Here is a 12,111-nt window from a genome sequence, read left to right on the forward strand (position 1 = left end):
CTTCAGGTCCAGCGCATCGATCACGGCGGCCAGGTCGTCGGCGTAGTGGTCCATGTCGTTGCCGTCCCACGGCTGGCTGGAGCGGCCATGGCCGCGGCGGTCGTGGGCGACGACGCGGTAGCCTTGCGAGGCCAGGAAGATCATCTGCGATTCCCAGCTGTCCGAGTTCAGCGGCCAGCCGTGGCTGAAGGTCACGACCGGGCCGTTCCTCGGGCCCCAGTCCTTGTAGTAGAGCTGCACGCCGTCGGCGGTGGTCACGTAGCTGGCGGTGCGGGCGATGGTGGTGACTTCCGCGGGGGAAGCCGGTTGCGCGGCGTGGGCGCCGAAGCTGGCTTGGGTGGCGATGGCCAGCAGGGTGGCGGCGAAGGTGCGGGTGATGGCGTTCATGGTGTCGATTCCTGTGGAATGAGGGCCTTTCGGAAAGAAGGCGTTATTCGGCGATCACCAGCGTCACGTCGATGTTGCCGCGCGTGGCGTTGGAGTACGGGCAGACGATGTGGGCCGCATCGACCAGGGTCTGCAGTTGCTCGCGGGCGACGCCCGGGGCGGCGATGGTCAGTTCGGCCTCGATGCCGAAGCCGGTGGGGATCTGGCCGATGCCGACCTTGCCGGTGACGCTGGTGTCGGCGGGCAGGGCGACCTTCTGCTTGCCGGCGACGAACTTCAGCGCGCCCAGGAAGCAGGCGGAGTAGCCGGCGGCGAACAGTTGCTCGGGATTGGTGCCGTCGCCGCCGGCGCCGCCCAGCTCGCGCGGGGTGGACAGCTTCACGTTCAGCGCATTGTCGGAGGAGGCGGCCTGGCCTTCGCGGCCGCCGGTGGCAGTGGCGGTGGCGGTATAAAGGATCTTCTCGATGGACATGGTGGTATTCCTGTGGGTGATGGGAAAGTGCGTTGCCAATCGGCAGGACGTACTTTGCGCCACCATCCGATACGATTGGTGATGTAAAATCCTGAAAAATTGATCAGGAGTACGAAATGGTCGATCGGCTTGCTGTCCTGCTGGAGCGTTTCTCGGTCAATGCGCAGGTGTTCCACACTGGCGCGCTGTGCGGCATCAACACGCTGGAAGCCGAGGGCGACATAGGCCAGTTGCACCTGGTGCGGCGTGGCCCCATCGAGGTGTTCCACGGCAAGGAGTCGGTGCGGATCGAACAGCCCAGCCTGTTGCTGTATCCGCGGCCGATGACGCACCGCTTCGTCACCGACCCCGAGCGCGGCGCCGACATGGTCTGCGCCAACCTGCGCTTCGAGGGTGGTGCCGGGAACCCGATCAGCGCGGCGCTGCCCGAATTCGTCTGCCTGCCGCTGGATGGCGTCTTCGGCGCCTCCGACGTGTTGGCGCTGCTGTTCGAGGAGGCGTTCGAGCAGCGTTGCGGCCGGCACGCGCTGGTGAACCGGCTGTTCGAAGTGGTGATGATCCAGATCCTGCGCCAGCTGATGGAAACCGGCGAGGTGCGCAGCGGCATGCTCGCCGGGCTGTCGCATCCGCGCCTGCGCAACGCGCTGGTGGCGATGCACGAAGCGCCGGCGAAGGAATGGTCGCTGGAGGCGCTGGCGGACGTGGCCGGCATGTCGCGCAGTGTGTTCGCCGCCAGTTTCCGCGACGTGGTGGGCCTGACCCCGGGCCAGTACCTGCAGGGCTGGCGCGTCGGCCTGGCGCAGCAGGCGCTGCGCCAGGGACGGCCGCTGAAGGTGGTCGCCGCCGACGTGGGCTATGGCAGCGAGGCGGCGCTGTCGCGCGCCTTCAAGGCGCACAGCGGGCACTCGCCGCGGGAATGGAAGCGCGGGCAGGCGCTCAACGCCTGAGGCGGGTACCGGCGGTCAGGCTTCCTGCGACTGCGGCAGCGAGCGCAATTGCACGATTTCCGAGCGGGGCGGGGCGCCGAACAGCCGCTTGTACTCGCGGCTGAACTGCGAAGGGCTTTCGTAGCCCACCCGGCGCGCGGCCGAGTTCGCTTCCAGGCCCTCGCTGAGCATCAGCCGGCGGGCTTCGTGCAGGCGCAGGTGTTTCTGGAACTGCAACGGCGACATCGACGTGGCGGCCTTGAACTGGTGGTGCAGCGAGGACACGCTCATGTGCAGGGATTCGGCCAGTGCGTCGATGCTGAGCGGTTCCAGGTAGTGGTCGCGCAGCGCCTGCACCGCGCGGCCGATGCGATGCGAGCGGCTGCCCGTGGTGACCAGTTCGCGCAGGCGGTGCCCCAGGTCGCCGCTGAGCACGCGGTAGTAGATCTCGCGCTGGATCAGGGGCGCCAGCGCGTCCAGGTCCTCGGGCTCGTCCAGCAGCCGGACCAGGCGCAGCACCGCATCGAGCAGGGCGCCGCTGGCGCGCGCCGAATACAGGCCGCGGTCGATCATGTCGGCGGCGCGCGCGGGCGGCGTTTCCAGCACCGTCGTCCGCAGCTGCTCCATGTCGATGTCCAGCCGCAGGCTGAGGTAGGGGTGCTCCGGCGTGGCCTCGATGATCTGCCCCAGCGCGGGCAGGGTCATCGACACGACCAGGTAGTGCAGCGGGTCGTAGTGGTAGGTGTCGCCCGCCAGTATGGCGATCTTGCGGCCCTGCGCCACGATGCACAGGCGTGGATCGTAAAGCACCGCCGTGCACGGGCGCGGCGTGCTGAAGCGCATCAGGTAGAGGGAGGGGATGGCGGTGGCGTGCACGCCGTCCTCGTTCGTCAATCGGGCAATCCGGTCGGCCAGTTCAGTCTGCGGCGCCTGGCTGGCGCGCTGTGCGATGGTGTCGGCGGAAGTATTGGCGTTCATGGCGTGGGGTTCCATGCGGTGAAGCGTGACTTTATCGCGATGAAGCGTGCGGCGGCATCGCAAGCGGTGATCGATTTGCAGAATCAGGCAACTTTTGGGCAGCAATGCGCTAACCATACGCCTGTGGCTTCGATTAACGTTAACCTCGCCGTCGCCTCAGCCAGGGCGGCTTCCTTCACCTCATCGGAACCCCCACCTGATGTGGATCGTTCAATACGCGCTGTCGCGCCGGTACACCATCGGCGTGCTGGCCATCCTGATCCTGTTGTTCGGCGTGCAGTCGGCGCGGCGCATGCCCACCGACATCCTGCCCGAGGTCGGCATCCCCTCGGTCAACGTCATCTGGACCTACAGCGGCCTGCCGGCCGCGGAGATGGCCGCCAAGCTGACGTCGTTCTCCGAGATCTCCGTCCTCAACAACGTGGACGACATCAAGGAAGTCCGCTCGGAAAGCCTCAGCGGCATCGGCATCGTCCGCGTTGACTTCCAGCCGGGCGTCAACCTGGAGCGCGCGCTGGCGCAGATCACCGCGGTCTCGCAGACCATCCTGCGGCGCATGCCGCCGGGCACATCGCCGCCGCTGGTGGTGCGCAACAACGTGTCCAGCACGCCGGTGCTGCAACTGGTGCTGTCGTCCGACTCGCTGAGCGAGGCGCAGTTGTTCGACTACGCGCGCCTGCAACTGCGCTCGCAGATCCAGTCCATCCCCGGCATCCGCATGACGCTGCCCTACGGCGGCGCGGCGCGGCAGATCATGGTCGATCTGGACCCGCGCGCGTTGCAGACCCACGGGTTGACGCCGGCGCAGGTCACCGGCGCGCTGGAGCGCGGCAGTCCGACGCTGCCGTCCGGTACGATCCGCGAGGGCGAGCGGGAACTGCAGATCGCGCTGGAAACCAGCCCGGTCGATGCCGCCGGCTTCCTCGACCTGCCGATCGCCACGCGCGGCGGCAACGTCATCTACGTGCGCGACGTGGCCTCGGTGCGCGACGGCGGCGCGTTGCAGACCAACATCGCTCGCATGGACGGCGCCAGCGCGGTGTCGGTGGCGCTGATCAAGATGGGCGGCGCCTCGGCGGTGGAGATCGTCCGCTCCGTGCGCGAACGCTTGCCCGAGATCGAGGCGTCCGCGCCGCCTGGCATGCGCATCGAGCCGATCTTCGACCAGTCGGTGTTCGTCGACAACGCGATCGCCTCGATCCGCCACGAAGCCATGCTGGTGGGCCTGCTGGTCGCGCTGGTCGTGCTGGTGTTCATCGGTTCGTGGCGCTCCAGTCTGATCGTGCTGTCGGCGATCCCGTTGGCGCTGCTGGCGTCGGTGGCCATGCTCAACCTGCTGGGCTACACGTTCAACGTGATGACGCTGGGCGGGTTGGCGCTGGCCATCGGCATCCTGGTGGACAACGCGGTGGTGGACGTGGAGAACACCAACCGCCACATCGCCCTGGGCAAGGATGTGCGCACCGCGATCCTGGACAGCGCGAAGGAAGTGGTCTTCCCCGAATTCGTCTCCACCGTGTCCATCTGCATCGTGCTGACGCCGATCCTGCTGATGACCGGCCTGTCGGCCTGGGTGTTCACGCCGCTGGCGCTGGCGGTGATCTTCGCGATGGCGGCCTCGTTCCTGCTGTCGCGCACGCTGATCCCGGTGCTGTGCTACCTGCTGCTGCCGGCCGACATCAGCAGCCGGCAGGCGCCGCGCTGGGCCGCCGAGCGCCGCCTGCTGGCGGTCAACCACAAGGTCGAGCACGTACTGGACAACCTGCGCGAGCGCCACCATGCGCTGCTGGTCAGGCTGGGCCACCACGGTGGCGTGCTGTTGCTGGTCGCGCTGTTGATGATCGGCGCCGGTGCGGTGTCGGCCCTGTCGCTGGGGCGCGAATACTTCCCGCACGTGGACGCGGGCCAGATCCGCCTGCAGGTCCGCCTGCCCACCGGCCTGCGGCTGGAGGAAACGGCGCAGCAACTGGCCGACATCCAGCGCGAGATCCGCGGCATCGTGCCGGCCGGCGAACTGCAGACCGTCTACGAGCAGATCGGCATTCCCGACGCGGTCAACCTGGCATGGGTGGACAGCGCGGTGGTCGGTTCGTTCGAAGCGGAAGTGATGCTGCAGCTGCGCACGCCGCACGGCCCGAGCGCGGAATACCTGGCGCGGATCCGCGAACGGGTGGCGCAGAAATTCCCCGATGTGAAAGTGTTCGAACGGCCGCCCGACGCCACCAGCCGGACGCTGGCCGGTTCGGCGGTGGGTGCGCTGGAAGTGCGCGTGAACGGGCGCGACGCGGCCGGCAACCTGGTGATCGCGCGCGAGCTGGAAGCGCGCCTGCGCGAGGTGCCCGGCGCGGTGGACGTGATGCTGCGGCAGGTGCTGGACCTGCCGGAATACTACGTGTCGATCGACCGGACCCGCGCCGCGCAACTGGGCGTCACCTCGCAGGACGCCAGCCGCGCCGTGCTGGCGGTGCTGGGTTCGGCGGGCACGGTCAGCCCGGTGTACTGGGTGGATCAGGCCAACGCCACGTCCTACACCGTGCAGGTGCAGGCGCCGCCGGCCAGCCTGGAGAGCATGGAGACGCTGCTCAACACGCCGCTGCGCATCGGCGCTGACGGGCAGACGGTGCTGCTGCGCAACGTGGCCCAGGTATCGCCGCGCACGGTGCCCGCCAGCATCGGCCGCACGATGATGGCGCCCACCGTCAGCGTGCTGGCGAACGTGCAGGGCACCGATCTGGGCTCGGTCCACTCGGCGCTCGGCCGCATCGTGTCCGACCTGGAGCCGCGCCTGAAGCCGGGCAACCGCATCGAGATCGTCGGCCAGGCCGGCGAGATGCAGAGCGCCTATGGCGAACTGGCCGGCGGCTTGCTGATGTCGGCGGTGCTGGTCTTCCTGGTGCTGGTGGTGAACTTCCAGTCGTGGATCCAGCCGCTGGTGGCGATGTCCGGCCTGCCCATCGCCATCGCCGGCGCGGCCGTCGGCCTGCTGGTCACCGGCACGCCGCTCAGCGTGCCCGCGCTGATGGGCGTGATGATGGTGATCGGCGTGTCCACCGCCAACAGCGTGCTGGTCACCAGTTTCGCGCGCGGGCTGATCGCCGAGGGCCACGATCCGGAACAGGCCGCCTACGAAGCCGCGGCCGTGCGCCTGCGGCCGGTGCTGATGACCGCCAGCGCGATGGTGCTGGGCATCATCCCGATGGCGCTGGGCCTGGGCGAGGGTGGCGAACAGAACGCGCCGCTGGGACGCGCGGTGATCGGTGGGCTGCTGTTCGGCACACCGGCCACGCTGGTCATCGTGCCGTCCATCCTGGCCGTGCTGGGCCGACGCCAGCGGCGCGCCGCGCACACCACAGAAAAGGGCGCGGAAAGCGCCGATGCAGGAGTTGCGATATGAAGCCGATGCTTGCCTTGCGTCATGTTCCGATGGCCGTGACGGCCGTCGCGCTGGCGGTGGCCCTTTCCGCCTGCAACCGCGGGGTGGCGGAAACGCCCGCCGCACAGACGGTGCCCGAGGTGCTCACCGCGCGGGCGCGCGCGGCCGACGCCGACTACACGATGAAACTGCCGGCGCGCGCGCTGGCCGGCGAGACCGCGCAGCTCTATCCGCGCGCCACCGGCTTCGTCAGCGAGCGCCTGGTGGACCTGGGCGACCAGGTCCAGTCCGGGCAGGTGCTGGCGGTGATCGCCACGCCGGAGATCGACCAGTCCGTGCGCGAGGCGCAGGCCGAAGTCGGCCGCGCGCGCGCGGCGCTGGAACTGGCGAGGGTCAACTACGACCGCGCCGCCGTGCTGGTGGAATCCGGTGCGGTCTCGCGCGAGACCTACAGCGACCGCAGCGCCAACCGCGACGCCGCGCAGGCCGCGCTGGCGGCGGCGCAGGCGCGGCTGGAGAGCGCGCGCGAACGGCAGGGCTTCCAGCGCGTGCGCGCGCCGTTCGCCGGCGTCATCGCCGCGCGCTACGTGGACCGCGGCGACCGCGTGGTCGGCGATGCCGCTTCCGCCGTGCCGCTGTTCGAGATCAACGCGCTGGACCCGCTGCGCATCCTGGTCGACGTGCCGCAGGGCGCGGCGCTACAGGTGCGCCCCGGCCTGAAGGCCGAGGTCAGCTTCCCCGAACTGCCGGGCGAGCGCTTCGCCGCCGAGGTCGTGCGCAGCGCGCAGAGCATTTCCGACGATGCCGGCGGCATGCGCGTGGAACTGCGCCTGCCCAACCCCGGCAGCCGCATCCCCGCCGGCATGGTCGGGCAGGTCAGTCTGCAGGTGCCGCGCGCCGCGCCCGCGGTGATCGTGCCGCTGTCGGCGATTTCCGGCCCGGCCGGACAGTCGCGGGTGGCGCGCGTCGGTGCGGATTCGCTGCTCGAGTTCCGCCCCGTGCTGCTCGGCCGCGACCTGGGCGGCGAGGTGGAAGTGCTGGACGGGCTGGCCGTGGGCGACCAGGTGGTGCTGGCGCCGAACGCGCTGCTGCAGGCCGGTGCGCGCGTGGCGGTGAAACCGCCGCCGCAACCCGCGCGCTGAGGCCGCCGCGCGACGGCATTCGCCCGTACCTATCGCTTGTAGGAGCGGCCACTGGTCAGCGCCGGCGGCTTGCCCGACACTCCGGCCATGGAAGAATCCCACGAGCCGGTCCGACGCGTCGTGCTGCTGCACGGCATCTGGAACGCGAAGTCGTGGCTGGCGCCGTTGGCGCGGCGGCTGCGCGCCGAGGGCTTCGAGGTGGAAGTGTTCGGCTATCCCAGCGTCTTCGGCGGGCCCGAGCCCGCCATCGCGGCGCTGATCGAACGGCTGCAGGACGGATCGCCCACGCACCTGGCCGGGCACAGCCTGGGCGGGTTGATCGGGCTGGAAGCGCTGCGCCGCGCGCCGTCGTTGCCGGTGCGGCGCATGGTCTGCCTGGGGTCGCCCCTCTGCGGCAGCGGCGCCGCGCGCAGCCTCGGGCGCCGCGCCTGGACCGGGCCGGTGCTGGGGCGCAGCGGCGCCCTGCTGCAGACGGGATGCCCGCCCTGGCAGGGCAGGGTGCCGGTGGGCATGGTCGCCGGCAACGTGGCGCGCGGCGTCGGCCGCCTGCTGACCCGCTTCGACGGCGATTCCGACGGCACGGTGGCGGTGGCCGAGACCCGGCTGCCCGGCCTGGCCGCGCACTGCGTCGTCCCGGCCAGCCATACCGGGCTGGTGTTCTCGGCCGATGCCGCCCGCCAGGCGGCCGCCTTCCTGCGCGATGGACGCTTCCAGCCGGCGTAGACGCTGCGCGCGCGCGGCGCCGGTATAATCCGCGCCCTCATCATCGCAACCTCCGGAAGTCCCCATGGGTAGAGGCCCGTCCATCGAAGCCCGCAAGAACGCCACCGACGCCAAGCGCGGCAAGATCTTCACCAAGATCATCCGCGAGATCGGCGTGGCGGCGCGCATGGGCGGCGGCGACCCGGCCAACAACCCGCGCCTGCGCGCGGCGGTGGACAAGGGCCTGTCGGCCAACATGTCCAAGGACGTCATCGAGCGCGCCATCAAGAAGGCGACCGGCGAACTGGAAGGCGTGGTCTACGAGGAAATCCGCTACGAGGGCTACGCGCCCGGTGGCGTGGCCGTCATCGTCGACTGCCTGACCGACAACCGCGTGCGCACCGTGGCCGACGTGCGCCACGCCTTCAGCAAGTGCGGCGGCAACATGGGCACCGAGGGCTCGGTGGCCTTCATGTTCAAGCGCCTGGGCGTGCTGAGCTACGCGCCCGGCGCGGACGAAGAGAAGATCACCGAGGCCGCCATCGAGGCCGGCGCCGACGACATCGTCGGCTATCCCGACGACGGCTCGGTCGATGTCGTCACCGCGCCGGAAAGCTTCCTGGCGGTGAAGGAGGCGATGGAAGCCGCCGGCCTGAAGCCCGACCATGCCGAGATCACCTTCCGCGCCGACAACGACATCGCCGTGCAGGGCGACACCGCCGTGCAGGTCAGGAAGCTGCTGGACATGCTGGAAGACATGGACGACGTGCAGGACGTGTACTCCAACGCCGAACTGGGCGCGGATGCGTATGCGTAGCCGGGATTGGGGATTCGGGATTCGGGATTCGATAAGAGCCGCCAGCACGGCCGGAATCGCGGACCGCCCCTGCGAATCTCCAATCCCGAATCCCCAATCCCGGCTCTCATGACCCGCATCCTCGGCATCGATCCCGGCTCGCAGCGCACCGGCATCGGCATCATCGACGTGGACGCGGCGGGCAAGACCACGCACGTCTATCATGCGCCGCTGGTGCTGCTGGGCGCCGACGACTTCCCGCAGCGGTTGCGGCGCCTGCTGGACGGGCTGGGCGACGTCATCGCGACCTGGCGACCGGACGAAGTGGCGATCGAGAAGGTGTTCATGGCGCGCAATCCGGATTCCGCATTGAAGCTGGGACAGGCCCGTGGCGCGGCGATCAGCGCGGTGGTGCTGCGCGACCTGCCGGTGCACGAATACGCCGCCAAGGAAGTGAAGCTGGCCGTGGTCGGCCGCGGTAGCGCCGAGAAGGCGCAGATCCAGCACATGGTCGGCATCATGCTCAACCTGCAGGGCAAGCTGCAGTCCGACGCCGCCGACGCGCTGGCGGTGGCCATCACCCATGCGCACGTGCGTGCCACCGCCGCGCGGCTGGGCGTGAGCGCGCAGCAGGCGTGGAGTCGCAAATGAAGATCGGGATTCGGGATTCGGGATTCGGGATTGGGAAAGCGGTGGCTCGCACCGGCGCCTGCTGCGCTTGCGAATCCCCAATCCCAAATCACCAATCCCGTTGCGCCCGGAGGGCGCAATCATGATCGGTCGCCTGCGCGGCATCCTCGCCCACAAGTCGCCGCCGTGGCTGGTGATCGACGTAGGCGGCGTGGGCTATGAACTCGAAGCGCCGATGAGCACCTTCTACGACCTGCCCGACGTGGGCCGCGAGGTGCTGTTGTTCACCCACTACGCGCAGAAGGAGGACAGCGTGTCGCTGTACGGCTTCCTGCGCGAGAACGAGCGCAGGCTGTTCCGCGACGTGCAGAAGGTCAGCGGCATCGGCGCCAAGATCGCGCTGGCCGTGCTGTCCGGCGCCAGCGTGGACGAGTTCGCCCGCATGGTGCAGTCCGGCGACGTCACCGCGCTGACGCGCATCCCCGGCATCGGCAAGAAGACCGCCGAGCGCATGGTGGTGGAACTGCGCGACCGCGCCGCCGACCTGATGGGCGGCCTGCCGGGCGGCAGTCCGATCCCGGCCGATCCGCAGTCCGAAGCGACCATCGCGTTGCAGCAGCTGGGTTACAAGCCGGCCGAAGCCACCCGCATGGCGCGCGATGCGACCGCGGCGGGCGACGACGCGGCCGCCATCATCCGCAAGGCGTTGCAGTCCGCGCTGCGCTGATCGCGGATTTAGAGCCCGGCTTCACTTTCCCAGCGCTACCCTTCCGGCCGCCATGTCCACTTCTCCGTCTTCGCAGGCCAATGCCGGGCATTCCGGCCAGCATGGCCATGGCAACATCGGCCTGGCCGGCCTGGTCGTCGGCGCCATCGGCGTCGTCTTCGGCGACATCGGCACCAGCCCGCTGTATACCCTCAGGGAAGCCTTCTCCGGCCACTACGGCCTGACCGCCGACCACAACACCGTGCTGGGCGTGCTGTCGCTGGTGTTCTGGGCGCTGACCATGGTGGTGACGGTCAAGTACGTCACCATCATCATGCGCGCGGACAATCAGGGCGAGGGCGGCATCATGGCGCTGATGGCGCTGGCCCAGCGCAGCCTGCCGAAAGGCTCCAGGTCGGCCTACATGGTGGGCATCCTGGGCATCTTCGGCGCGTCGCTGTTCTTCGGCGATGGCGTGATCACGCCGGCCATCTCGGTGCTTTCAGCGGTCGAGGGCCTGGAGGTGGTGGCGCCGCAGCTGCACAGCTGGATCGTGCCGATCACGCTGGTCGTGCTGGTCAGCCTGTTCGCCACGCAGCGCTACGGCACGGCCAAGGTGGGCAAGGTATTCGGCCCCATCACGGTGGTCTGGTTCCTGGTGCTGGCGGTGCTGGGCGTGGTCAACATCACCCACGAGCCGGAAGTGCTGCACGCCATCAATCCCTGGTGGGCGGCGCGCTTCTTCGCCGAACACCACTGGCATGGCATCTTCATCCTGGGCGCGGTGGTGCTGGCGGTCACCGGCGGCGAGGCGATCTATACCGACATGGGCCATTTCGGCGCACGGCCGATCCGGCTGGCGTGGTACTGGTTCGTGCTGCCGGCGCTGATGCTGAACTACCTGGGGCAGGGCGCGCTGATCCTGGAGAACCCGGCCGCCATCAAGAACCCGTTCTACATCGGCGTGCCGCAGTGGGGCCGCATCCCGATGATCGTGCTGGCCACGGCGGCCACGGTGATCGCCTCGCAGGCGGTCATCACCGGCGGCTTCTCCATCGCCCGCCAGGCCATGCAGCTGGGCTACATCCCGCGCATGCACATCAAGCACACTTCGCACGACACCATCGGCCAGATCTACATCCCCGGCATCAACTGGATGATGATGGTGATCGTGATCGGGCTGGTGCTGTCGTTCCGCACCTCTTCCGCGCTGGCCACCGCCTATGGCATCTCGGTCTCGGCCACCATGCTGATCGACACCCTGCTGCTGGCGATCGTGGCGCGCGCGCTGTGGCCCAAGTGGCGGCGCTGGGTGCTGCCGGCCTGCGTGCTGTTCCTGGTCGCCGACGTCGCCTTCGTGATCGCCAACGGCGCCAAGATCCTGCAGGGCGGCTGGTTCCCGGTGGTGCTGGGCATGCTGCTGTTCACCCTGCTGCGCACCTGGCGGCGCGGGCGCGAGCTGCTGGCGGCGGAGATCCGCAAGGAAGGCATCCAGCTGGACACCTTCCTGCCCGGCCTGATGCTGGCCCCGCCGGTGCGCGTGCAGGGCACGGCGGTGTTCCTGACCGCGCAGACCGGGGTGGTGCCGCACGCGCTGATGCACAACCTCAAGCACAACAAGGTGCTGCACGAGCGCAACGTGTTCCTGACCGTGGAAACCCTGCCGGTGCCGTTCGCGCCGCCGGAGAAGCTGCTGAAGATCGAGTCCATCGGCGACGACTTCTACCGCGTCATCGTCCGCTACGGCTTCATGCAGACCCCCGACGTGCCGGCGGCGCTGATGCGTTCCTGCGACAAGGGCGGCATCTATTTCGATCCGATGGATACCACTTACTTCGCCAGCCGCGAGAACGTGGTGGCCAGCCGCCGCCGCGGCATGCCGATCTGGCGCGACAAGCTGTTCGCCATCATGCACCGCAACGCCGCCCCGGCGACCGGTTTCTTCCGCATCCCCGGCAACCGGCTGGTGGAGCTGGGCGCGCAGGTGGAGATCTGATGG

The 12,111-nt window shown here is 69.2% G+C and carries 11 protein-coding genes; 8 read left to right on the forward strand and 3 right to left on the reverse strand.

Features of this window, described 5'->3' with window-relative positions:
* Together AAD027_RS14255 and AAD027_RS14260 are read right to left on the reverse strand one after the other, a co-directional pair.
* A partial coding sequence (locus tag AAD027_RS14255) for an alpha/beta fold hydrolase (protein WP_341726695.1) occupies nucleotides 1-387 on the reverse strand: 387 nt, incomplete at its 3' end.
* A 43-nt stretch (nucleotides 388-430) separates the two neighbouring features.
* Entirely contained in the window at nucleotides 431-859 is a 429-nt protein-coding gene (locus AAD027_RS14260; protein WP_341726696.1) for an organic hydroperoxide resistance protein, read from the reverse strand.
* Between the two features lie 116 nt (nucleotides 860-975).
* On the opposite strand from AAD027_RS14260, the gene AAD027_RS14265 reads away from it, so the two are divergent.
* Nucleotides 976-1,806, forward strand: a complete 831-nt coding sequence (locus tag AAD027_RS14265) for an AraC family transcriptional regulator (protein ID WP_341726697.1) — start codon at nucleotides 976-978, stop codon at nucleotides 1,804-1,806.
* A gap of 15 nt (nucleotides 1,807-1,821) precedes the next feature.
* On the opposite strand, the gene AAD027_RS14270 is transcribed toward AAD027_RS14265, so the two are convergent.
* Nucleotides 1,822-2,763, reverse strand: a complete 942-nt coding sequence (locus tag AAD027_RS14270) for an AraC family transcriptional regulator (protein WP_341726698.1) — start codon at nucleotides 2,761-2,763, stop codon at nucleotides 1,822-1,824.
* Between the two features lie 199 nt (nucleotides 2,764-2,962).
* On the opposite strand from AAD027_RS14270, the gene AAD027_RS14275 reads away from it, so the two are divergent.
* The 7 genes from AAD027_RS14275 (at nucleotide 2,963) to AAD027_RS14305 (ending at nucleotide 12,108) form a co-directional block, all read left to right on the forward strand.
* Nucleotides 2,963-6,157, forward strand: coding sequence for an efflux RND transporter permease subunit (locus AAD027_RS14275; protein WP_341726699.1), 3,195 nt, complete (start codon nucleotides 2,963-2,965; stop codon nucleotides 6,155-6,157).
* Nucleotides 6,154-7,278, forward strand: a complete 1,125-nt coding sequence (locus tag AAD027_RS14280) for an efflux RND transporter periplasmic adaptor subunit (protein WP_341726700.1) — start codon at nucleotides 6,154-6,156, stop codon at nucleotides 7,276-7,278. The genes AAD027_RS14275 and AAD027_RS14280 overlap by 4 nt, the downstream gene beginning before the upstream one ends.
* A gap of 87 nt (nucleotides 7,279-7,365) precedes the next feature.
* Nucleotides 7,366-8,001: an esterase/lipase family protein gene (locus AAD027_RS14285; protein ID WP_341726701.1), complete on the forward strand. Its 636-nt coding sequence runs from the start codon at nucleotides 7,366-7,368 to the stop codon at nucleotides 7,999-8,001.
* 64 nt (nucleotides 8,002-8,065) lie between these two features.
* Nucleotides 8,066-8,797 (forward strand): YebC/PmpR family DNA-binding transcriptional regulator, encoded by a 732-nt coding sequence (locus AAD027_RS14290; protein WP_341726702.1) that lies wholly within the window; start codon nucleotides 8,066-8,068, stop codon nucleotides 8,795-8,797.
* Nucleotides 8,798-8,905: 108 nt separating this feature from the next.
* The gene (ruvC, locus tag AAD027_RS14295; RefSeq protein ID WP_425605468.1) at nucleotides 8,906-9,427 is read left to right on the forward strand and encodes a crossover junction endodeoxyribonuclease RuvC; all 522 of its coding nucleotides are present in this window, start codon (nucleotides 8,906-8,908) and stop codon (nucleotides 9,425-9,427) included.
* A 121-nt stretch (nucleotides 9,428-9,548) separates the two neighbouring features.
* On the forward strand, nucleotides 9,549-10,133 hold the full coding sequence (gene ruvA, locus AAD027_RS14300) for a Holliday junction branch migration protein RuvA (protein WP_341726703.1): 585 nt from the start codon (nucleotides 9,549-9,551) through the stop codon (nucleotides 10,131-10,133).
* Between the two features lie 52 nt (nucleotides 10,134-10,185).
* A complete protein-coding gene (locus tag AAD027_RS14305; RefSeq protein ID WP_341726704.1) occupies nucleotides 10,186-12,108 on the forward strand; it encodes a potassium transporter Kup in 1,923 nt (640 codons plus the stop codon).
* Nucleotides 12,109-12,111 lie beyond the last annotated feature (3 nt).

Origin of the sequence: Pseudoxanthomonas putridarboris (assembly GCF_038321125.1) — a bacterium.
Taxonomy (GTDB): Bacteria; Pseudomonadota; Gammaproteobacteria; order Xanthomonadales; family Xanthomonadaceae; genus Pseudoxanthomonas_A; species Pseudoxanthomonas_A putridarboris.

Bases quoted from the DNA above. Each gene is read 5' to 3' on its own strand.
- AAD027_RS14280 (WP_341726700.1), top strand. From the start codon at position 6,154: ATGAAGCCGATGCTTGCCTTGCGTCATGTTCCGATGGCCGTGACGGCC.
- ruvA (WP_341726703.1), top strand. From the start codon at position 9,549: ATGATCGGTCGCCTGCGCGGCATCCTCGCCCACAAGTCGCCGCCGTGG.
- AAD027_RS14305 (WP_341726704.1), top strand. From the start codon at position 10,186: ATGTCCACTTCTCCGTCTTCGCAGGCCAATGCCGGGCATTCCGGCCAG.
- AAD027_RS14260 (WP_341726696.1), bottom strand. From the start codon at position 859: ATGTCCATCGAGAAGATCCTTTATACCGCCACCGCCACTGCCACCGGC.
- AAD027_RS14275 (WP_341726699.1), top strand. From the start codon at position 2,963: ATGTGGATCGTTCAATACGCGCTGTCGCGCCGGTACACCATCGGCGTG.
- AAD027_RS14290 (WP_341726702.1), top strand. From the start codon at position 8,066: ATGGGTAGAGGCCCGTCCATCGAAGCCCGCAAGAACGCCACCGACGCC.
- ruvC (WP_425605468.1), top strand. From the start codon at position 8,906: ATGACCCGCATCCTCGGCATCGATCCCGGCTCGCAGCGCACCGGCATC.
- AAD027_RS14265 (WP_341726697.1), top strand. From the start codon at position 976: ATGGTCGATCGGCTTGCTGTCCTGCTGGAGCGTTTCTCGGTCAATGCG.
- AAD027_RS14285 (WP_341726701.1), top strand. From the start codon at position 7,366: ATGGAAGAATCCCACGAGCCGGTCCGACGCGTCGTGCTGCTGCACGGC.
- AAD027_RS14270 (WP_341726698.1), bottom strand. From the start codon at position 2,763: ATGAACGCCAATACTTCCGCCGACACCATCGCACAGCGCGCCAGCCAG.